The following is a 21752-nucleotide window of genomic DNA, read 5'->3' as shown; positions in this document are numbered from 1 at the left end:
ATTTAGCTGAAGGGCATACGCGGGGCCGCGAACCAGAGCGTTCGGGCCGCCGGTACTGGAGAAAGAAAGCATGAGCAACTGGTTGGTAGACAAGCTGATCCCTTCGATCATGCGTTCCGAGGTCAAAAAGAGCTCGGTCCCTGAAGGTCTGTGGCACAAATGCCCGTCCTGCGAGGCTGTGCTGTATCGTCCGGAGCTGGAAAAGACCCTGGACGTTTGCCCTAAGTGCAACCACCACATGCGCATCGGCGCACGTGCGCGCATCGACATCTTCCTGGACGCCGAAGGCCGTGCCGAACTGGGCGCCGATCTGGAGCCGGTTGACCGTCTGAAATTCCGTGACGGCAAGAAGTACAAGGACCGTCTGGTCGCTGCCCAGAAACAGACCGGCGAGAAAGACGCACTGGTGTCCATGAGCGGCACCCTGCTGGGCATGCCGGTCGTGGTTTCGGCGTTCGAATTCAGCTTCATGGGCGGTTCCATGGGCGCCATCGTTGGTGAGCGCTTCGTGCGCGCCGCCAACTACGCGCTGGAAAACCGTTGCCCGATGGTCTGCTTCTCCGCTTCCGGTGGCGCGCGGATGCAGGAAGCGCTGATCTCGCTGATGCAGATGGCCAAGACCTCGGCCGTGCTGGCGCGTTTGCGTGAAGAAGGCATTCCGTTCATCTCCGTGCTGACCGACCCGGTCTACGGCGGCGTTTCCGCCAGTCTGGCGATGCTGGGCGACGTGATCGTCGGCGAGCCTAAAGCCCTGATCGGCTTCGCCGGTCCGCGCGTGATCGAGCAGACCGTGCGTGAAAAACTGCCGGAAGGCTTCCAGCGCAGCGAGTTCCTGCTGGAGCACGGTGCAATCGACCTGATCATCGACCGTCGCGAACTGCGTCCGCGTCTGGGTAACCTGCTGGCGCAACTGACCGGCAAACCGACGCCTAAATTCGTTGCTGCGCCGATCGAGCCGATCGTCGTTCCGCCGGTGCCTGCCAACGTATGACCGAGCGCACCCTTGGCGAGTGGCTCGCCTACCTTGAACAGTTGCATCCATCGGCCATCGACATGGGGCTGGAGCGTTCGCAACAGGTAGCGTCCCGCATGGGACTGGGCCAGCCGGCGCCACGGGTGATTACGGTCACCGGCACCAACGGCAAGGGGTCGACCTGCGCTTTCGTGGCTTCATTGCTGCGGGCGCAGGGCCTGAGCGTTGGTGTCTACAATTCTCCGCACCTGCTGCGTTACAACGAGCGGGTGCAGCTCAATGGCGTCGAAGCCACTGACGCGCAGCTGTGCGAAGCCTTCGCGGCGGTCGAAGCGGGGCGCGGCGACACTTCCCTGACTTACTTCGAAATGGGCACCCTCGCGGCGTTCTGGCTGTTTCAACAGGCCGGGCTCGACGCGGTGGTGCTGGAAGTCGGGCTGGGCGGGCGTCTGGACACGGTCAACGTGGTCGATGCCGATATCGCGCTGGTCACCAGCATTGGTGTCGATCATGCCGATTACCTGGGCAATACCCGCGAATCCGTGGCCTTTGAAAAGGCCGGGATTTTCCGTCAGGGCAAACCTGCGCTGTGCGGCGATCTGAATCCTCCACAACCCCTGCTGGACAAGGCGCGCGAGCTGGCTTGTCCGTTCTTCCTGCGCGGGCGCGATTTCGATCTCGGCATCACTGATCAATTCTGGCAGTGGCGCGGTACCGATACTGACGGTCAGATTGTCGAGCTGCGCGATTTGCCGCTGCTTGATCTGCCGATGGAAAACGCTGCGCTGGCGTTGCAGGCTTATCTGCTGCTCGGTTTGCCGTGGGATGCCGGGCAGATTGCTGCGGCGTTGCAGGCGACTCGCGTGGTCGGTCGTCTTGATCGTCGTTCGTTCGAATGGAACGGCAAACGTCTGAACCTGCTGCTGGATGTTGGCCATAACCCGCATGCGGCGGAGTACCTGGCGCGGCGTCTGGCGGCTCGTCCACCGGTCGGCAAGCGTCTGGCGGTGTTCGGCCTGTTGGCGGACAAGGATCTGGACGGTGTCATCGGTGAGTTGAATGCCAGCGTCCAGCACTGGGCGGTGGCGCCGCTGGATTCGCCGCGTTCGCGTCCGGTGGATGAATTGAAACAGGCATTGCAGAACCTTGGCGCCTCGGTCACGTCTTATGACAGCGTGGCGGCCGCCCTGGAAGGGCAGTGTGCAGTGGCCACCAGCGACGACGAGATCTTGCTGTTCGGATCATTTTATTGTGTCGCCGAGGCCCTTGAATGGCTGTCTCGGCGCTCCACGGAGGAAGCGGCAAATGGCTTTGCTGGATAAAGCGTACAAGCAGCGCATGGTCGGTGCCCTGGTGCTGGTGGCGCTGGCGGTGATTTTCCTGCCGATGCTGTTTTCCCGTCAGGATGAACAGCGTCAGGTGACCGTCGAGGCGCCGGCTGCGCCGCAGGCGCCCGCCGTGGCGCAGATCCAGATGGAAACCGTTGCGGTGCCGGAGCCTCAGGTTCTGCCGCAAGAGCCAGTGCCGAGCGATGACGAAGTCGCCGAGCAGGCTGTGCCAACGGCGCCGATTGCTTCCGCCGCGCCAGCCCCGGCTCCGGCGCCGGTGGCCAAACCGGTTGCGCCGGCGCCTGCTCCGGCTCCAGCGGCCAAGCCAACCACGGCCCCGGCCCAGCCGATCGCTGCATTGTCTACCAAGCCGGATACCACCCAGAGCCGCATCGATGCCAATGGCCTGTCGGTGAGCTGGTCGGTGCAATTGGCCAGTCTGTCGAGCCGCGCCAGCGCCGAAAGTCTGCAGAAAACCCTGCGCAGCCAGGGTTACAACGCTTATATCCGTTCGGCCGATGGCAAGAACCGGGTATTTGTCGGCCCGCTGATCGAGCGCGCCGAAGCCGATCGTCTGCGCGATCTGTTGAGCCGCCAGCAGAACCTCAAGGGGTTTGTGGTGCGCTTCCAGCCCGAGCGCGGCTGATATCTATCACTTCGATAGAAATGCACTGAAAATCGCAGCTTACCGACAGCCATGCGCTCTGCTAAAATGCGCCGCCTTATCCGTCTGTAGGCTGCACTGTGCCATTTACCTGGGTTGACTGGGCGATCGTTGCAATCATCGCCATATCCGCTTTGATCAGTTTGAGCCGCGGCTTCGTCAAAGAAGCATTGTCGCTGGTGACCTGGATCATCGCAGGAGCCGTTGCCTGGATGTTCGGTGGTTCACTGTCCGAGTACCTCGCCGGATACATTCAAACACCGTCGGCTCGTGTGATCACGGGCTGTGCCATCATGTTTGTCGCCACACTGATCGTGGGCGCAATGATCAATTATCTTATCGGCGAGTTGGTTCGCGTCACCGGGTTGTCCGGGACCGATCGATTCCTCGGCATGGCCTTCGGCGCTGCGCGTGGCGTGTTGCTGGTGGTCGTGGCAGTCGGGCTGTTGAGCCTGGGGCCGGTACAGCAGGACGGGTGGTGGAAAGAATCACAGCTCGTGCCAAAGTTTCTATTGGTCGCAGACTGGTCCAAGAACCTGATTCTCGGGTGGAGCAGTCAGTGGCTTGCCAGCGGAATCAGCGTACCCGCTGATATTCCGTTCAAGGAGCAACTCTTGCCGTCGGCCAAAACGCCTCAGTGAGTGTTGTTCAGTTCAGATCCATTAAGTAGGGGTTGCGTCGCATGTGTGGCATCGTCGGTATCGTCGGTAAGTCGAACGTCAATCAGGCGCTGTATGACGCGCTAACCGTGCTCCAGCACCGCGGCCAGGACGCTGCCGGTATCGTGACCAGCCATGATGGCCGGTTGTTCTTGCGCAAGGACAATGGCCTGGTGCGTGACGTGTTTCAGCAGCGTCACATGCAGCGCCTGGTCGGCCACATGGGTATCGGCCACGTCCGTTACCCGACTGCCGGCAGCTCGACCTCGGCCGAGGCCCAGCCGTTCTACGTCAACTCGCCGTACGGCATCACCCTGGCGCATAACGGTAACCTGACCAACGTTGAACAGTTGGCCAAAGAGATCTACGAATCCGATCTGCGTCACGTCAACACCAGCTCCGACTCGGAAGTGTTGCTCAACGTGTTCGCCCACGAGCTGGCCCAGCGCGGCAAGCTGCAACCGACCGAAGAAGACGTGTTTGCCGCCGTGACCGACGTGCACAACCGTTGCGTCGGTGGTTACGCGGTCGTGGCAATGGTGACCGGTTACGGCATCGTCGGTTTCCGTGACCCCCACGGCATCCGCCCGATCGTGTTCGGCCAGCGTCACACTGACGAAGGCGTCGAGTACATGATCGCCTCCGAAAGCGTTTCGCTGGACGTACTCGGCTTCACCCTGATCCGCGACCTGGCACCGGGCGAAGCGGTCTATATCACTGAAGATGGCAAACTGCACACCCGTCAGTGCGCAACCAACCCGTCCCTGACTCCGTGCATCTTCGAACACGTCTATCTGGCGCGTCCGGACTCGATCATCGACGGCGTGTCGGTCTACAAGGCCCGTCTGCGCATGGGTGAGAAGCTGGCCGAGAAGATTCTGCGCGAGCGTCCAGAGCACGATATCGACGTGGTCATCCCGATTCCGGACACCAGCCGCACTGCCGCGCTGGAGCTGGCCAACCATCTGGGCGTGAAATTCCGCGAAGGCTTCGTCAAGAACCGCTACATCGGTCGTACCTTCATCATGCCCGGCCAGGCCGCACGCAAGAAATCGGTACGCCAGAAGCTCAACGCCATCGAGCTGGAATTCCGCGGCAAGAACGTGATGCTTGTCGACGACTCGATCGTTCGCGGCACCACCTGCAAGCAGATCATCCAGATGGCCCGCGAAGCTGGCGCGAAAAACGTCTACTTCTGCTCGGCGGCTCCGGCTGTTCGCTTCCCGAACGTGTACGGTATCGACATGCCGAGCGCTCACGAGCTGATCGCGCACAATCGTTCGACTCAGGATGTCGCTGATCTGATCGGCGCTGACTGGCTGATCTATCAGGACCTGCCTGACTTGATCGAAGCGGTCGGTGGCGGCAAGATCAAGATCGAAAACTTCGATTGCGCAGTATTTGACGGCAAGTACGTCACCGGCGATGTCGACGAGGCTTACCTGAACAAGATCGAACAGGCACGCAACGATGCCTCGAAGGTCAAGACCCAGGCGGTCAGTGCGATCATCGATCTGTACAACAACTGAGTTTCAACCGGCCCTTAGGGGCCGGTTTTGTATCTGGCAAAAGACTTTTATTTATCGAGAACAGGGCAAGGAGTGACAGCATGAGTCAGGAATGGGATGCCGGTCGGCTGGACAGCGACCTCGAAGGCGTAGCGTTCGACACCCTGGCCGTACGTGCCGGTCAGCACCGTACGCCGGAAGGCGAGCACGGTGATCCGATGTTCTTCACTTCCAGCTACGTGTTCCGTACCGCTGCTGACGCCGCCGCACGGTTTGCCGGGGAAGTGCCGGGCAACGTCTACTCGCGCTACACCAACCCGACCGTGCGCGCGTTCGAAGAGCGCATTGCCGCGCTGGAAAGCGCCGAGCAGGCGGTGGCCACGGCCACCGGCATGGCCGCGATCATGGCGGTGGTGATGAGCCTGTGCAGCGCCGGCGATCATGTGCTGGTGTCGCGCAGCGTGTTCGGTTCGACCATCAGCCTGTTCGAGAAGTATTTCAAGCGTTTTGGCGTGGAAGTCGATTACGTGCCGCTGGCCGATCTGTCGGCGTGGGACGCAGCGATCAAGTCCAACACCAAATTGCTGTTCGTCGAGTCGCCGTCCAATCCGTTGGCTGAACTGGTGGATATCACCGCGCTGGCGGAAATCGCGCACGCCAAGGGTGCGATGCTGGTAGTCGACAACTGCTTCTGCACGCCTGCCTTGCAGCAGCCGCTGAAGTTGGGCGCAGACATCGTTGTGCATTCGGCCACCAAGTTCATCGATGGCCAGGGCCGTTGCATGGGCGGCGTGGTTGCCGGTCGCAGTGAGCAGATGAAGGAAATCGTAGGCTTCCTGCGTACAGCCGGGCCGACCCTCAGCCCGTTCAATGCCTGGATCTTCCTCAAAGGCCTGGAAACCCTGAATCTGCGGATGAAGGCGCACTGCGCCAATGCTCAACAACTGGCTGAGTGGCTGGAGCAGCAGGACGGTATCGAGAAGGTGCATTACGCCGGTCTCAAGAGCCATCCGCAGCACGAACTGGCTCAGCGTCAGCAGAAGGGCTTCGGCGCGGTGGTGAGCTTTGAGGTCAAGGGCGGCAAAGAGGCTGCCTGGCGCTTTATCGATGCGACCCGTTTGATCTCGATCACCGCCAACCTGGGTGACAGCAAAACCACCATCACTCACCCGAGCACCACATCCCACGGCCGTCTGGCGCCGCAGGAGCGTGAAGCTGCCGGCATTCGTGACAGCCTGATCCGCATCGCGGTCGGTCTGGAAGACGTGGCTGACCTGCAAGCCGACCTGTCGCGCGGTCTGGCGGCGTTGTGATCGAGTTGTCTACGCCAAAGATCGGCACCCATGGCCGCGTTGCATTGGTCACGGGTGCCGCGCGCGGGATCGGCTTGGGCATCGCGGCATGGCTGATCAGCGAAGGCTGGCAGGTGGTGTTGACGGATCTGGATCGAGCGCGAGGTTCGAAAGTGGCGAAGGTGCTCGGCGAAAACGCCTGGTTCATCGCCATGGACGTCGCGGACGAAAGCCAGGTGGCGCTCGGTGTCGCTGAGGTGCTGGGGCGGTTTGGCCGCCTGGATGCGCTGGTGTGCAACGCTGCCGTGGCCGATCCGCACAACATCACACTGGAAAGCCTCGACCTGGCTTATTGGAATCGGGTGCTGGCGGTGAACCTAGGTGGGCCGATGTTGCTGGCCAAGCACTGCGCGCCGTATCTGCGTGCGCACAACGGGGCCATCGTCAATCTGGCCTCGACCCGTGCGGCGCAGTCGGAACCTGATACGGAAGCCTATGCGGCGAGCAAGGGTGGTTTACTGGCGCTGACCCACGCGCTGGCGATCAGTCTCGGGCCGGAGATTCGCGTCAATGCGGTCAGCCCGGGCTGGATCGATGCGCGGGATCCATCCGTGCGGCGCGCGGAACCGCTGACCGATACCGATCATGCCCAGCATCCGGCGGGCAGGGTAGGGACGGTCGAGGATGTGGCGGCGATGGTGGCTTGGTTGCTTTCGAAGAATGCAGGGTTTGTGACGGGGCAGGAATTCGTGGTCGATGGCGGCATGACCAAGAAGATGATTTATACGGAATGAAGCAATTTCGTCTTTTTTAGAAAAACTTCAATCCTGCTATTGACTTAGGTTCGCTACCTGCGTAAATTTCGCGGCCTCGGAGATGCAAACGGGTGATTAGCTCAGCTGGGAGAGCGTCTGCCTTACAAGCAGAATGTCGGCGGTTCGATCCCGTCATCACCCACCACTCCCGAGATACTTGCGTAAGCAAGAGCGTAGGCTGAAAGTGCCTGCACCGACGCGCAGCGGTAGTTCAGTCGGTTAGAATACCGGCCTGTCACGCCGGGGGTCGCGGGTTCGAGTCCCGTCCGCTGCGCCATATTTAACGAGTCAGACACTGTCTGGCTCGCGATTGAAAAGCACCGAAGCTTTCAGTCAAACGAGTTACTTGAGCGCAAGCTCAAAGCGATACGCAGCGGTAGTTCAGTCGGTTAGAATACCGGCCTGTCACGCCGGGGGTCGCGGGTTCGAGTCCCGTCCGCTGCGCCATATCTGTTTCAAGGACCACTGAACGCCTTGAAGCACCGAAAGCGACCTCTGGTTGATTCGGCATCGATAGCAAAGACCCTGGTCGAAAGACCGGGGTTTTTTGTGTCTGAAATTTGACCTTTCCCAAATTCCTCCCTTAAAGCCGGCGACGAACTTTAGCCGTGGCTCGTTCGATGCTGCCGGGCAATCTACCTGCGTCTCTGAGTCGCTGCGATGCAATGCCGCATTGATTTTTTGATTCTTTGGTCAAATTTTTGTAACTGGTTGTTTGCTGCGAGCTCAGAAACCTATAAAGTTAACCTTTCGGTCAGCTTTGCACTGTCATCACGCCCTTTGCTTCGTCAAAAAGGGCTTCTGCAAGACTCGAGATTCCCAGTAGATAACCAGAAGGGCGGATCCATAACCGCCCAGAGGATGATCCATGTCCAACCGTGAAATATCCCGGCGCTCGTTCCTCCAGGGCGGGCTGGTGGCGGGTGTGAGTGTCACGCTCACGCCGCTCAGCAGTCAGGCGCTGGCTGCCTTGATGGAAAACAGCGTGACTGTGCCGTCCGAGCAATGGCTCGGCAGCAACGGCAAGGCACGCCAGCGTAACGATGCCTTGTCCAAGGTCTGCGGCAGCAAAGTGTTTGCCCGCGACATCCGTTCCAAGGACATGCCGGGTTGGCCCCAGCAGCAAGGCCACGCCATGTTGCTGAAAACCATCAAGGCTAACCGCATCTACGACGGCTATGACCTGTCGTGGCTCGGCGCTGATCTGCAGCCTGATCGCATCGTCACCGCCGCCGACCTGGACAAGGACGGCATTGTGTTCCCTGAAGAGCACGCGCCGGATCCGCTGCTGCCGGAAGGCAAAGTGCCGATGTTCATCGGCCACCCGGTTGCGATCCTGATCTGGAACGACTTCGAGCGGTTCCGTCAGGCCAAGAACAAACTCAAATTCAATGACAAAGCGATTCGTTACGGTGCGCAAGTACCGTTCTACGAAGGCGATCCCTATGGCAGTTTCCGCTACGTGCGGGTCGGTGGCTCGACGTCGGCAGACGAAGACGAATTCGCCAGCCTCAAGGACTCGATCCTGTTCCCGATGCTGAAAAACCGTCGTCCGGTGTGGAATTCCCAGCCGAACCTGCACGGCAACCTGACCGAGCGCGGCCTGTTCTACGCCGACCGCATGAAGAAAGAGATCGATACCCCGCCGGACAACTGGCTGGTGTTCGACGAGCGCTACAAAACCCCGTCGATCGAACCGGCCGCGATGGAGCCGGACAACGGCAACGGCTGGTACGATCCGGCGACCAAGACCCTGCATTTCGTCGTCGCCACTCAATGCCCGCTGGAAACCGCCACCGAGACCGCGAAGATGATCGGGCCGTCGCGTTTCGGCCTGGCGAACCTGAACATGCACCCGGGCTACACCGTCGGTTACGGTTCCAAGGACCACAACATTTTCGTCTACTACGCAGCCCTGGCGGCGTTGTACGGTGCGGGTGTACCGATTCGCCTGGCCAACGACCGCTACGAGCAGTTCCAGAGCGGCATCAAGCGCCACCCGTTCGACATCCGCTACCAGTTGGCAGTGGACAAGACCGATCACAGCTTCAAGATTTTCCGTGCCGAGATGAGCGTCGACGGTGGCGGTCGGATCAACTACAGCCCGTCGGTGGCCGCCGTTGGCGCTACGGCGGCGCAGTCGATCTACTACATGCCGCAGAACGACCTGCAGGTCACCGCTTACCATTCCCGCGCCGTTGAAGCAGGTTCGATGCGCGGTTACGGCACCCTGCAGAGCATGGCTTCCACCGAGATGATGGTCGACGAAATCGCCGATCGCCTTGGTGTCGATGCCATTGATCTGCGCCGCAAGAACGCGCTGCGCTCGGGAATGAAAAACACTCAGGGCGCGATCCCGGCCGGTGCGTTGCGCCTGCACGAGATTCTCGACAAGGCTTCGCTGCACGAAGTCTGGAAAAACCGCGACGCGATCAAGAAACAGCGTGAAGCAGCGGATCCGGACAACTGGTATGGCGTGGGTTTCGCCATTTGCCAGAAAGACTTCGGCACCGGTTCCGAAGCGCCGATGGCCAGCATCGAGTTCACCGCTGACGGGCGCATTTCCCTGCGTCACATCGGCATCGAGATCGGCACCGGCATGTCCACCTCGCAAGCATTGGTGGTGGCTGATTTCCTCGGCAGCGCGGCTCACGACGTGAAGACTGGCGAAACCGAGTGGGATGAGATGCAACTGGTGACCGCCGGCAACCCTTACATCATGAGCCAGGCCGAGCAGGACAACTTCCTGCGTAACCCGCGCTGGGTCGGCAAACTGGCGTCGGCCTCGTCCGCGACCAACTCCGCCTATTACTTCAGTCACGCCACCCGTGAAGCGGCGCGCGTGCTGTTCAACCACGGTCTGTGGCCGGCAGCGCTGGAGATCTGGCGTCAGGGCCCGTACGGCGGTCAGGCCAACCCTTACGTGGTGCGTCGCGAAGATGCGCATTGGGTCGACGGCAAACTGACTGCCAACGGCATGCAGCCACTGACTTTCGAAGAGCTGGCCAAGCGTGCCCACGAGCGCGGTCTGGTCACTGGCGCCACGGTTCACGGTTTCAACCGCTGGAGCTGGGCTGAAGCCGAATACAGCATCGATGGCGTGCGCGAGCGTTTGCCGCTCGACGGTCTGGCGGTGAAGTACGGCGACGGCGCCCCGAAAGCGAAAAAGGCACAGATGACCAGTGCCGGTTTCCACCTGTTGGATCGGCAGAATGTTGCCTATCCGGTGGTTCAACTGAACAACGCCGCTGTGACCTACTACAGCCCGGTCGCAACGCTGGTGGAGTTGAAGGTCAACAAAGGTTCGGCAGAAGTCGAAGTGCTCAACCATCACTCGTGGCTGGAATGCGGTCGGGTGCTGGTCGAAGAACTGGTTCGTGGCCAGCTCGAAGGCGGGATCGCCATGGGCATCGGTCACGCCTTGATGGAAGAGATGCCGCTGTACGAAGGCGGGCCGGGGGAGGGTGACTGGAACTTCAACCGCTATCGCCTGCCGATGGCACGGCATGTGGCGGTGTGGAAGCAGACTTCGGAAATCCTGCCGCCGCTGTCCCCAAGCGACCCGTCCAAAGGCATTGCCGAAGTGGTGATGATCCCGGTGGTCGGTGCCATCGGTAACGCCGTGGCCCACGCCATCGGTAAACGTGTTCGCGATTTGCCAATCACTGCTGCGCGCATCAAGGAGGCCCTCAATGGCTAACCGTCCGCTTCAACTGACCCTCAACGGTCAATCCGTCGGCCCGGTGGACATCCCTGATGACCTGCCGATGATCGATTACCTGCACGAATACGAGAACCTCACCGGTTCGCGCCTGGGCTGCGGCCAGGGCATCTGCCACGCCTGCGTGGTGATCGTCGACAACCCGGACGGCACCAGCGAGGAAGTGCGCACCTGCATCACCGGCGCGCATTACTTCGAGGGCAAGAAAGTCCGCACCATCGAAGGCCACGCCAAGCGTGACGAGCAAGGCCAGGTGACCGAGCTGAACCCGATCCAGCAGCGCTTCGTCGACGAATTCGCCTTCCAGTGCAGCTACTGCGCACCGGGCTTCGTCAACGCCGCGACCGTGCTGGTGGAAAAGCTGCAACGCCAGCCGATCGTCAAAAGCAAACTGGAACAAGTCATCGAGGACAGCCTCGGCCATCACGTCTGCCGTTGCACTGGGTACGTGCGTTACTACAACGCCACCCGCAACGTGTTGACCGATCTCGGCCTGGTCAAGGAGGGTTAAGCATGAAGCAACTACTGACCCGCCTGGCCCTGGCGGTCGGGCTGGCTGCGCCTGTGTTGGCGGTGCACGCGGATGATCAGGTCAAGCGCGGCGAGTACCTTGCCCGCGCGGCCGACTGCATGGCCTGCCACACCGCACCGGGTGGCGCGCCATTTGCCGGCGGGCTGCCGATCGTGTCGCCGTTCGGCACGATCTACGGCACCAACATCACTCCAAGCAAAGAGCACGGCATCGGTCTCTACACCGATGACGAGTTCTTCGCTGCGCTCACCGAAGGCAAGCGTCGTGACGGCGCCAATCTGTACCCGGCGATGCCGTACACCTCGTATCACTTGATGCCGCGTGCGGATTCGGATGCGATTCACGCGTATCTGAAAACCATTGAGCCAATCGAGCGTGCCGCACCGGTGACCAGCCTGAGCTTCCCGTTCAACGTGCGTCCGGGCTTGATCGGCTGGAACATGATGTACGGCAAAGCCTTGAAGCTGGAGCTCGCCGAAGGCAAAAGCGACGCTTGGAAACGCGGCCAGTACATGGTCGAAGTGCTTGGCCACTGCGGTGAATGCCATACGCCACGCGGCCTGCCGGGCGCGATGCAGTTGGACAAGCGCCTGACCGGCGGCATCCTCAACGGGTATCTGGCACCGAGCCTGCTGGCCACTGATCTGGCGGCGCGCGGCTGGAATCATCAAGACCTGAGTACGTTCCTCAAGCACGGCATGAGCGCCCAGGGCACGATGTTCAACGAGATGTTTCCGGTGTTCCACAACAGCACTCAGGGCCTGAGTGATCCTGATCTGGCGGCGATGGCGACTTTCCTGCTGGGCGATCAGCCTCCGGCAGCGAAAGAACTGACCGACGTGCCGGTGGAAAAACTCAGTGCCAGCGCTCAACGCGGCCGTCAGGAATACTTGAACGTCTGCGCCGGCTGTCACGCGGCCGGTGGCGAGGGCAAGCCGCACATCGCGGTGGCCATGCGAGGCAACACCACGCTGCGTCTGGAAGACCCACGCAACCTGTTGCGCGTGATCGAGGATGGCATCGGCGAACAGAAATTCGCCGGGTTCGAACACATGCAGCCGATGCCGGGTTTTGCCGACAAGCTCAGTGCCGAACAACTGACCGATCTGCTGAACTACCTGCGTCAGGGCTGGGGTGGTCAGTCGGCCGAGTTGGCGGTCGGCGATGTGCAGAAGCTCCAGGCTGACGCTCCGTCCATCGAGCACAAGGCGCACTGATCATGCAGCATCTCGATCTGCAGGTTGTGCGTCGGGCGCTGGAGTGGTCGACGGCGGGGCAGCGCATCTGGCTCTGCACCGTGCTGACCACCTATGGTTCGGCGCCCCGCGCGCCGGGTTCACTGCTGGCGGTGAACGACGGCGGGCAGTGGATCGGGTCGTTGTCCGGTGGTTGCGTCGAGGAAGACTTTCTCGAGCGCGTCGCCGAAGGTGCGTTTCTCGATTCGATCAATGTCGTGCGTTATGGCGAAGGTGACGATCCGCGTTCGCGGGTCAGCCTGCCGTGCGGCGGCATTCTCGATGTGCTGGTAGAGAAATTTGACGCCGGCTGCGATGTGCAGGCGCACCTGCGTGAACTCGAATCGGCGTTGCTGGGGCAGCGCCGGTTGATTCGCGAGGTCGATCTGACCACCGGAGCGCGCAGCCTGTTTGCCGATCGCGAGCAGGGCGCGCGGATCGAGCGTGAAATCGACCGGGTACGGATCCGCATCGGGGCCGCCCAGCGTTTGCTGCTGGCCGGCTATTCCAGCGTGGCGCAGGCCTGTGCGGAGTTCGCGGTCGGTCTCGGCTTCGAAGTGATTCTCTGCGACCCGCGTGATGAAGTGCTGGAAGGCGTGGTGCTCAATGGCGTGGAGATTCGCCGACAATTGCCGTCGGTGTTCATCGCCGATGGCGGTTGCCACCGTGATACAGCGGTGGTGGCGTTGACCCACGATCCGCGCATCGACGATCTGGCGATGATGGAGGCCGTGCGCACCGAAGCGTTCTACATCGGCGTGATGGGCTCGCAGCAGACGTCGCAGAAGCGCTTCGAGCGTTTGCGGCGGATTGGCGGTCTGGGGGAGGGCGAGCTGGCGCGGATTCATGCGCCGATCGGTCTTAACCTTGGCAGCAAGACGCCGGCGGAAATTGCTTTGGCGGTGCTCGCAGATATCCTGCGGATTCGCAGCGGGATTGCACGGGATCAGTTGTGATTGATGCGCGAAAAAAAGGGCCGCTTTTCAGCGGCCCTTTTTTTCGCGCATCAGAAACCGAGCTTGTCGCGCAGTCCGTAGTACCACGCGCCCAGTGCGGCAAACGGTGTGCGCAGCAGTTGCCCGCCGGGGAACGGGTAGTGCGGCAGGTCGGCAAACGCATCGAAACGCTCGGCTTGTCCGCGCAGAGCCTCGGCCAGTACCTTGCCGGCCAGGTGTGTATAGGTCACGCCGTGGCCACTGCAGCCTTGAGAATAATAGATGTTGTCGCCCAGACGTCCGACCTGAGGCAGGCGCGACAGGGTCAGCAGGAAATTGCCGGTCCAGGCGTAGTCGATTTTCACGTCCTTGAGCTGCGGGAAGGCCTTGAGCATTTTCGGGCGGATGATCGCTTCGATGTTTGCCGGATCCCGCGCGCCATATACAACGCCGCCGCCGAAGATCAGGCGTTTGTCGCCGCTCAGGCGGTAGTAGTCGAGCAGGTAGTTGCAGTCTTCGACGCAGTAGTCCTGCGGCAGCAAGGATTTCGCCAGCTCATCGCCCAGAGGCTCGGTGGTGATGACCTGAGTGCCGCATGGCATCGATTTGGCCGCCAGCTCCGGCACCAGATTGCCGAGGTAGGCGTTGCCGGCCACGATGATGAATTTGGCCCTGACTCTGCCCTGCGGTGTGTGCACGACCGGGTTGGCGCCGCGTTCGATGCGCACGGCCGGCGACTGCTCATGGATGGTGCCGCCCAGGGACTCCACAGCGGCTGCTTCGCCCAGCGCCAGGTTAAGCGGGTGGATGTGGCCGCCGCTCATGTCGAGCATGCCACCGACATATTGATCACAAGCCACCACTTCGCGGATGCGGCGTTGATCGAGCAGTTCCAGTTGGGTATGGCCGAAGCGTTCCCACAAGCGCTTCTGCGATTCGAGGTGGTCCATTTGCTTGGCGGTGAGGGCGGCGAATACGCCACCGTCCTTCAAGTCGCACTGAATGTTGTACTTGCTGACGCGCTCACGAATGATCCGGCCGCCTTCGAACGCCATCTGCCCGAGCAGTTGCGCCTGCTTCGGGCCGACGCTGCGTTCGATCACATCAATGTCACGGCTGTAGCTGTTGACGATTTGCCCGCCATTACGCCCCGAAGCGCCGAAACCGACCTTGGCGGCTTCCAGCACGGTCACGCGAAAACCGTTCTCAAGCAGGAACAGGGCCGAGGAAAGTCCCGTATAGCCAGCGCCGATCACACAGACATCCGTCTCCACGTCATCCTGCAGAGCAGGGCGTGGTGGTACGGCGTTGGCCGACGCAGCGTAATAAGACTCTGGGTAAGGGGTGTTCGCCATCCTGCAGCCTCTGTTTAATATATTTTACGAGTGCAGCGATCCTACCCCAGTTGAAAAACCTCCGCCAGCTACGGGGAAATCTTCTTGCGCCGGGTCGAAATTAAATATTTTGCATATTCATAGGGTTAGGTGAAAAAAAGGTGTTGACACCCCTCCGGAATTCCGTAGAATGCCGCCTCACAGCAGGCACGTAGCTCAGTTGGTTAGAGCACCACCTTGACATGGTGGGGGTCGTTGGTTCGAGTCCAATCGCGCCTACCAAACAAAATCCGCTCTGCTGGGCGGTGTGAGGGGGAATCCGAAAGGGTTCCCCTTTTTCTTTGCCTAAGAAAACGTTCACAAATTATAGGCTTCGTTCACACAAGGCAATGTGAACGTGGATTCTCGCCTGCCTCTGTTCACAGTCAGAATTGTGAACGACTCTCCCTAACCTATTGATACGTATGGCTCTAGCACTTTCTTGTCTAGGTGGTGGTACGTTCGCAAGCTCACTCCCTTGCCCGTTGTTCGTGCCTCACAAGGGCAGGCTTTCTAACCAACTGAGCTACGTGCCTGCTGTGAGGCGATAGACGCCTGACGGCCACGCTCTACACCCCAACGCTATGTGTTGCGTGTCGGACGCCATGAGCGACGCTGTGGAAATTCTGTGAGGGTTTCTTTAACAGGGGGTGGGAAGGGGGTTGGGGGTGGGGTGCTTATGTATGCAATGTGGCTCATGAATTTCTAGCAGAAAATAAGGCATACTGCTATTAATGCTGGATTATTAAATGCAGGCCAGAATAAATGGATTTTCTATCACTAGCTATTGGATTTCTAACGGGTGCATTTACAGGTGCTGCGGGAAATTATCTCGCCGATAAGTACACGGATGCTCGTAGGAGTAAGGAAGAAGAGAAGAAGTCGAAGAAGCTTTGGCGTGAGATTAAGAGCAGATTTCCGGCTGTCATAGAAGAAATGGAGCGTGATCTAAAAACTGAAGGGGCCAGTGGGATTCGCGAGTTTTTTGTTAAGAAGAGTTCAACGATGATCGGCTTTATAAATGAGCCTTGCTTCGAACTTCACACTGATAAGCTTCCTGATCTGAAGCCTGCAATACAGTTTCTCTTAGATCAGGGGCTTATCAAAGACATTACGCCTGGCAACGCACCAATGTATAGAATGAGCGAGAAACTGGTTGATCTCCTGCTTGATCGTAAACATTGACAGGGTAGTAGCCAAGAGCTATAAACTTGCATTAGGTAAACGGGCCTAGCATACGCTGAACTGTACGTCTCAGAGAGTGAGGCGGTTCAATGTTAGTAGCATCATAGCGAATCTTCGATGGTGTAGTGGTGGTGTGAACGCTCAGAAGACCGAGCCGGTGGTTGATAGACAGGCCGAGGTGCCACCCTCAGAGGTGGAGCGCTTACCCCTTTTGGCGTTGTTAGGAGGGCAGGTTACTGATAGCTGAACTATCAGGCACGGGAGGCTTTAGCTCCTGTGAAGAACGGCCAGTGTGGTAACGCATTGAGCACCCCAAAGGGGCACTAGGTGAGTACCTAGAACCGAGCGTAAGGCTCTCTATGTCATAGCTATATCAAAATGGATGGCTGCAATGGATAGCGATCAGTCACGCTTGACCTCAATGATAAAAATGACTGCGTTGTATCACCCCATTGGTTTGCTATGTAATGTGCTCATGACTTCGGTCTTGATTGCTGCGTTGTGTATAGCGGCATTCAAGGGCAAGATCATAGGTGCTTTGATTCTCGTGGCTGTAGCTATGATTGTCCGATTTATTATAATGTCGCTGCTAAGATTCTACCTTGCTAGAAAGTATCGCTAATCTGGTTAGTAGCGTTGGGCACCATTACACCTCCTCTGTTTTAATAAATAAATTATTCTATTTGCCGCCTACAAGACTGAGTCTCTGCACGTCAGCTTCATATTCGTCAGCAATACGTTTGCTGATCGCTACTTCACGCTCAACATCTGCTTTCCTTGGGCGTCCTACTGGTCTCACGCTACCAGTTACCTTAAGCATCTCCTTCACTGCGGCAATGTTTCCATTGACTAACTCTTGTTTCAATATCTCAATTGACTTGTCATGCCAATAGATACGGTGTTCCTCCTTCCACCCTTGTTCTTCAGCGTAGATATCTAAGGTGAGCACTGTCACGCCTAGACGTTTAGCTAGGTCGCAGTGTGAGTTAGTCTCAATGTATTCGGTCTTGTCTTTCTCTGTAAGGTTCATGGTGCTCTCTGTTTTGTGTGTTTGATTATGATTATTGAGGTGAGTGAGTAGCAGATGATGTTCAGTGCTATGGCTAGAACGCTGTAGTTCTGCATTATCTGTAATATTAATAACTGCGAGTATTGAATGCAAAGCAGGAGGGTTAGTAGGTAGGTCACTGTTTAAATTGCTGGCGCTTCCTGAATTCTCTTAAGGTCGCATCGAGAGATATAACCTACGGCTTGTAGGGTGAGGCGATTGTTAAGAGAGATATTGTATAGCGCTTGATGGTCATTGCGCTTGTGAATGATCTCCTTGGCTAGGCCTCTAGAGATAACTATATTTCTGATTGCAAATGAGGTGAAGCTAGGTAGTCTAATTGTGTCTGAATCTGACATGTTAATGATCCATTGGTAATTTGTCTGAACGTCACTGCGTGACAGAAGCAAGAGCAAGAGCGCGCCACGGAGTGGCATACGCATAAAGAAAGATCAAGAGCGGTTTGCTAACAGGTGCTTCGCTTTTGATTCTCTCTTTTTAATGCGTGCTCTTTGTCGGCTGCGCCGACGTTGCTTTTGCTCTTAAGTATATTGATATGTGAAGTGTCCACAATTCCTTAAAGATACTCTAAGAGAAAGTGGACAGTTTTATCCGTCAGTTAGTTGCCTTTAGCCATCTGGATACAATGCTTTTGCTAACGTCCATTATTGATGCGATCTTCCTGAGTGATAAGCCTTCAGCGGATAATTCTTTGGCTTTAAAGATGTTATCCTCTAGCTTGCTGCGTGAGTTTGAGCAAGGTGCTGGTCTGGTGAAATCCTTCAGTATGTGATGGCAACCCTTAAGGTCGAACGCAAGATGCAAACCTGATTCTTCAGTAGGAACAAAGTGAATAGTAGGTCTGTCATTGTTGAACGTCCTGATGCTGCTACGGGTAGCACCTTGGAATATCAATTCTCTATAGCGTTCGTCTTTTATTGCTTGTTTGCCTACAGATGAGGGGATTAGCATCTTCTCTAACATCTCAGAATTATTCTGATCGTCAATAGGGTTAGGATTTCCATGTATCAGAGAAAGGGTATGGTGTACGTCTGAATATCCATTCAATCCCCTGGCATCAAAGGGGATGCGTATTACATTGGGGTGATCGTCGAAAGGGTATTTGCACCACTCATGAACTTGAACAAGGATAGGTTCTCCTTGAACGAACTCGATAGCGTCCCGTAATAGATCATGCCCAAATACTCTATCATTCCATTCTTCCGCTACATTTCCATCAGGGAGCGTAAGTAACATGGTCTTGCTTACCTTGCTGCCTCCAATCAATGGGTAGATGTAGCTTGCAAACTTATAGCCTCTGTATTCTGGTGTGAATTTAGAGACTGTAATGGCGTAGCCCTTGGTGAGGGCGTGTTGATAGGCGAGGGTGCCTGTGACGTTGGCTCCGAGGATGTGTGTCTCAGAGGCGTGCTCATATATTCCGCTTAGGTCAAAGTAATCGATTACCCTGATTTGCCATTTCCACTTGTTTTCTTTCTTGCTCAGATATTCCTTGATGAATACGTCTGCCTTGCCCCTGAGTAGTGCTCCTAGGCAAGTAGTGATAGTTGACATTCCCTTGTCATCTATCACGTCTGAGTAAATCGCTCGTGCTTCTTTGGTCATTCCTCGCTTGATAGACGCTTTGGTCGAGTCATCATCAATCTCAATGAATTTCTCAAGGAAGTTAGTGTAGGCATGATCACCAATATCTCTGGTAAGATTATTAGCGACCGATGGGACTTCATCAATGACTACAACCCAGTCTTGTAGATAGCAAGGATCAAGGTCTAGCAAGGTCTTATGCGTAATGATAAGAACCTTGGGGTCATCTTCTAGAAGCGCACATTCCACGGTGTCAGTGACATGCTTATGAGTGTCACTATTGATTACGCAAACGTGGTTGATGCCAATGGCTTGGATACGTTTTACAACGTCCTTGGATAGTACCTTGGTAGGAACTGCGTAAAGGTAACGTTTGTAAGGATCAGTATCTAGCTCTCTGATGAATTGTTCTGTCTTGCCTGTGCCCGGCGTAGCTTCTGCTACGTAAATAATCTTAGGTTCACTTAGGTTCAATCAGCTTTCCTTCGCGGAGTAGGTTGTCTACTTCTTTTATGAGGTAGGAGGGAGTGGTGAAGTGTCCTGAAAGTTCTTGGGGTACTGCCTTATGCCCCTTGACAGCTAGAACTTGATAGAACCCAAACGAGTTCATGCCATATTCAATGTGTTTGTAGTCGCGGATGCCTGAGATATGTCGATTCTTCTGCTCAATGCTGCAATCAATTGCCTCTAGGGCAGAGCGCCGTTCTTGTTGTGCGTACAGTTCCGCTTCGTTGAGATAGGTGTTGCCCATTGTTATTCTCCTTGAGTGTAGGTTGCGCGAATAGCGGCCATAAGTTCGGCTTGTTCACGTTGGGTCGCCCCATTAAGCATGGATTTAGTAGTGCCTGTAATATTCCCTGCTTCATCTCGCACCACAACGCTTTTCTGAGGTTGGGTGCCAAACCCTTTGTAAGTGTTATCAACATCGATAAGCTCTCTTACCAATGGGTCATTGCGATAAAGCTCATCAGCTACTTTCTGTTTTGATGCTTTCCATTGCGCTAAAGCGTCTTTAGATGAGGCGAGCGGATTACCTCTAGGTTGAGGGGCTTCCTCTGCAATCTGATATCCATTAGCAAATAGCTCTGTCAGAACGGCTTGAGGGGAGTTTCCAGTTTCGTAAGCTAGTTGTCGCACTTGTTGCATGGTTACATATTTCATGTTGATTCCTTAAGCTTCAATCACGCGATATTGATAGGTTGCGTTACTGTGGTCTGCCGACTTGCGTCTTTCGATAAGGCCAACACTGATTAGGTGTTTTGTTACGTAGTCAACGCTTCGGCGTGGTAGTGCGGTTGCGCTAGCGAATGTTCCTCTAGAGATGGTGGTCCACCCTGTATCATCTTCGCCATTGCGGATTAGTAGATAAATAATCTTGCGAGGTAGTGTGTTTAATGCTTGATGCTGTACGGCTACGATCTCTTCTAGCGTAATATTCATGGTTATATGCTCTTGTTGTCGAGTTTTGAGCGATACTGTATTTTCTGAATGGGCACACTTCTATCTCCAATACAATTAGGAGGTAGAGAAAATTCAATATCGATACTAGTATATACTTATATTTGAGAAAAAAGACTACAGGGTGAGTGTGGAATTTTTTCAAGTCAGTTGTTTCAGATTCATTCTGCTGAATTATTTCTAAGGATAATCCTCAGTCTTCATCATCCCATTACTCATTGTTGCCGTAAGCCCCTATGAAAGGGGCTGCTTAGCTGGCTGGCTGTGTCGGTGGGTTTTCTATTTATCGTCGCTCCTATGAGCTTGCAGGGCGTTTAATCAATCAAGTGGAGAACATCCTTAGCGTTCAAGTGGGAGTATCTAGCTACAGACCTAGTATCCCTGTGTCCCGACACAATCATTATCTGAGCGTTGTTGAACCCTTTCTTGGCTACGTTAGTAATGCGTGTATGTCTTAACTGATGAAGCCTAACGCTATTGTCTAAGCCTGCTTTGTTCCTTGCTAACCTGACAGCTTGTGAGACGCTATGAGGCGTCACAGTGAACAGTCTTCCCTTGTTTGCTCGGTCTGCTAATGCAAGGCGCTGGGCTTCTTTCAGTAACTCCACGGCTCTGATGGTTAGGGGCACAGACCTAGTGCCGTTCTTTCCATCAATAACATCCGCAATTCGTTCATCCAGGTGAAGACAGTGAGTCGTCAGCTTGAGTATTTCTGAACGTCTCATAGCTGTTTCATAGGCAAGCTCTACGATGAGAGCCATGGTGGGGGAGAGCTTGTTAAGCAATTGTCTAAGCTCGCCTGCGCTGATTACCTTGTCGCTAGATTTATCTGGCTTGGGTAGGGCTATGTCACTTACGGGATTGTGTATGTCGATTAGCAGGCCACGCTTAGCGAACCTGAAGAAACGGGACATGAACGCTAACTGAATGCGACAGGTAGCAGGCTTGACCGTTTGTAGACGCTTCAGCTTGAAGTCATTGACTAGCTGAGGGGTGATGTCATGGATTGACTGAGGGAATGCAGCATAGAGCTGGGCGACGATCTTGATTGCATGGTCATAGCTACCCTTGCCTTTGAGTAGGGTTTCACAGTAGGTCATGCCCAAGGTGTAAAGCGTATGGGTTTGGTGTTCCTTGGTGACAGCTTCAAGCTGGTCAGCCCATGCTTGTGCCAGTGCTTGAGTGGGGAAGGTTTTAGACTGGGCAGGTTTCCCTTTCAAGCGTACCTGAGCGTTCCAGTTACCTGACGGTAGGGAGCGGATGTTAGCCATTGTTGACGCCTCATAATGTGAATGGGCGTTCTCTTAGGGCCTTAAGCTTCGTGGCTTAGCGCCTAGCATGGTGGCTCTTGACATGGTGGGGGTCGTTGGTTCGAGTCCAATCGCGCCTACCAAACAAAATCCGCTCTGCTGGGCGGTCTA

The 21752-nt window shown here is 56.6% G+C and carries 18 protein-coding genes and 4 tRNA genes; 16 read left to right on the top strand and 6 right to left on the bottom strand.

From position 1 onward, the window contains the following. The first annotated feature begins 70 nt into the window (after positions 1 to 70). The 14 genes from accD to AWU82_RS28265 all read left to right on the top strand — a co-directional run bounded on the left by accD (position 71) and on the right by AWU82_RS28265 (position 13683). The gene (accD, locus tag AWU82_RS28330) at positions 71 to 991 is read left to right on the top strand and encodes an acetyl-CoA carboxylase, carboxyltransferase subunit beta (protein ID WP_064378840.1); all 921 of its coding nucleotides are present in this window, start codon (positions 71 to 73) and stop codon (positions 989 to 991) included. Further along, complete coding sequence (gene folC, locus AWU82_RS28325; RefSeq protein WP_064378841.1) at positions 988 to 2295, top strand: bifunctional tetrahydrofolate synthase/dihydrofolate synthase; 1308 nt, start codon at positions 988 to 990, stop codon at positions 2293 to 2295. The genes accD and folC overlap by 4 nt, the downstream gene beginning before the upstream one ends. After that, a complete protein-coding gene (locus AWU82_RS28320) occupies positions 2279 to 2947 on the top strand; it encodes an SPOR domain-containing protein (RefSeq protein ID WP_064378842.1) in 669 nt (222 codons plus the stop codon). Before folC ends, AWU82_RS28320 begins: the two co-directional genes overlap by 17 nt. A 98-nt stretch (positions 2948 to 3045) precedes the next feature. Continuing rightward, positions 3046 to 3606 (top strand): CvpA family protein, encoded by a 561-nt coding sequence (locus tag AWU82_RS28315; protein ID WP_007956464.1) that lies wholly within the window; start codon positions 3046 to 3048, stop codon positions 3604 to 3606. A gap of 41 nt (positions 3607 to 3647) precedes the next feature. Next, the gene (purF, locus tag AWU82_RS28310) at positions 3648 to 5153 is read left to right on the top strand and encodes an amidophosphoribosyltransferase (RefSeq protein WP_007956466.1); all 1506 of its coding nucleotides are present in this window, start codon (positions 3648 to 3650) and stop codon (positions 5151 to 5153) included. Positions 5154 to 5233: 80 nt separating this feature from the next. After that, the gene (locus AWU82_RS28305) at positions 5234 to 6445 is read left to right on the top strand and encodes an O-succinylhomoserine sulfhydrylase (protein ID WP_064378843.1); all 1212 of its coding nucleotides are present in this window, start codon (positions 5234 to 5236) and stop codon (positions 6443 to 6445) included. Next, positions 6442 to 7218: an SDR family oxidoreductase gene (locus AWU82_RS28300; RefSeq protein WP_064378844.1), complete on the top strand. Its 777-nt coding sequence runs from the start codon at positions 6442 to 6444 to the stop codon at positions 7216 to 7218. Before AWU82_RS28305 ends, AWU82_RS28300 begins: the two co-directional genes overlap by 4 nt. Positions 7219 to 7308: 90 nt before the next feature. Then, positions 7309 to 7384: transfer RNA gene (locus AWU82_RS28295), tRNA-Val, on the top strand. A 55-nt stretch (positions 7385 to 7439) separates the two neighbouring features. Further along, positions 7440 to 7516 (top strand) — tRNA-Asp (locus tag AWU82_RS28290). Positions 7517 to 7609: 93 nt separating this feature from the next. Then, positions 7610 to 7686 (top strand) — tRNA-Asp (locus tag AWU82_RS28285). Between the two features lie 421 nt (positions 7687 to 8107). After that, positions 8108 to 10939, top strand: coding sequence for a xanthine dehydrogenase family protein molybdopterin-binding subunit (locus AWU82_RS28280; protein WP_064378845.1), 2832 nt, complete (start codon positions 8108 to 8110; stop codon positions 10937 to 10939). After that, positions 10932 to 11471 carry a (2Fe-2S)-binding protein gene (locus AWU82_RS28275; RefSeq protein WP_064378846.1) on the top strand — a complete coding sequence of 180 codons (540 nt, stop codon included), beginning with the start codon at positions 10932 to 10934 and terminating at the stop codon, positions 11469 to 11471. Before AWU82_RS28280 ends, AWU82_RS28275 begins: the two co-directional genes overlap by 8 nt. A gap of 2 nt (positions 11472 to 11473) precedes the next feature. After that, positions 11474 to 12709: a c-type cytochrome gene (locus tag AWU82_RS28270; protein WP_064378847.1), complete on the top strand. Its 1236-nt coding sequence runs from the start codon at positions 11474 to 11476 to the stop codon at positions 12707 to 12709. Positions 12710 to 12711: 2 nt separating this feature from the next. Continuing rightward, positions 12712 to 13683, top strand: coding sequence for an XdhC family protein (locus AWU82_RS28265; RefSeq protein WP_064378848.1), 972 nt, complete (start codon positions 12712 to 12714; stop codon positions 13681 to 13683). Between the two features lie 50 nt (positions 13684 to 13733). Here AWU82_RS28265 and AWU82_RS28260 read toward each other — a convergent pair whose 3' ends face one another. Continuing rightward, on the bottom strand, positions 13734 to 15017 hold the full coding sequence (locus tag AWU82_RS28260) for an NAD(P)/FAD-dependent oxidoreductase (protein WP_064378849.1): 1284 nt from the start codon (positions 15015 to 15017) through the stop codon (positions 13734 to 13736). Positions 15018 to 15201: 184 nt separating this feature from the next. Here AWU82_RS28260 and AWU82_RS28255 point away from each other — a divergent pair. Together AWU82_RS28255 and AWU82_RS28250 are read left to right on the top strand one after the other, a co-directional pair. Beyond that, positions 15202 to 15278 (top strand) — tRNA-Val (locus AWU82_RS28255). A gap of 522 nt (positions 15279 to 15800) precedes the next feature. Further along, positions 15801 to 16220, top strand: a complete 420-nt coding sequence (locus AWU82_RS28250) for a hypothetical protein (protein ID WP_064378850.1) — start codon at positions 15801 to 15803, stop codon at positions 16218 to 16220. A gap of 679 nt (positions 16221 to 16899) precedes the next feature. On the opposite strand, the gene AWU82_RS28245 is transcribed toward AWU82_RS28250, so the two are convergent. The 5 genes from AWU82_RS28245 to AWU82_RS28225 form a co-directional block, all read right to left on the bottom strand. Continuing rightward, positions 16900 to 17250, bottom strand: coding sequence for a hypothetical protein (locus AWU82_RS28245; RefSeq protein ID WP_064378852.1), 351 nt, complete (start codon positions 17248 to 17250; stop codon positions 16900 to 16902). 633 nt (positions 17251 to 17883) lie between these two features. Beyond that, positions 17884 to 19347, bottom strand: coding sequence for a DEAD/DEAH box helicase (locus tag AWU82_RS28240; RefSeq protein ID WP_064378853.1), 1464 nt, complete (start codon positions 19345 to 19347; stop codon positions 17884 to 17886). Then, positions 19334 to 19624 carry a hypothetical protein gene (locus tag AWU82_RS28235; RefSeq protein WP_064378854.1) on the bottom strand — a complete coding sequence of 97 codons (291 nt, stop codon included), beginning with the start codon at positions 19622 to 19624 and terminating at the stop codon, positions 19334 to 19336. Before AWU82_RS28235 ends, AWU82_RS28240 begins: the two co-directional genes overlap by 14 nt. A gap of 2 nt (positions 19625 to 19626) precedes the next feature. Beyond that, positions 19627 to 20034 carry a hypothetical protein gene (locus AWU82_RS28230; RefSeq protein WP_064378855.1) on the bottom strand — a complete coding sequence of 136 codons (408 nt, stop codon included), beginning with the start codon at positions 20032 to 20034 and terminating at the stop codon, positions 19627 to 19629. A gap of 611 nt (positions 20035 to 20645) precedes the next feature. Then, positions 20646 to 21602 (bottom strand): tyrosine-type recombinase/integrase, encoded by a 957-nt coding sequence (locus tag AWU82_RS28225; RefSeq protein ID WP_064378856.1) that lies wholly within the window; start codon positions 21600 to 21602, stop codon positions 20646 to 20648. Positions 21603 to 21752: the final 150 nt, after the last annotated feature.

The sequence above is a fragment of the Pseudomonas glycinae genome, from assembly GCF_001594225.2.
GTDB classification, from domain to species: domain Bacteria; phylum Pseudomonadota; class Gammaproteobacteria; order Pseudomonadales; family Pseudomonadaceae; genus Aquipseudomonas; species Aquipseudomonas glycinae.
Note: the sequence above shows the minus strand (reverse complement) of the source record. Positions and strands in the feature narration are given on the sequence as shown.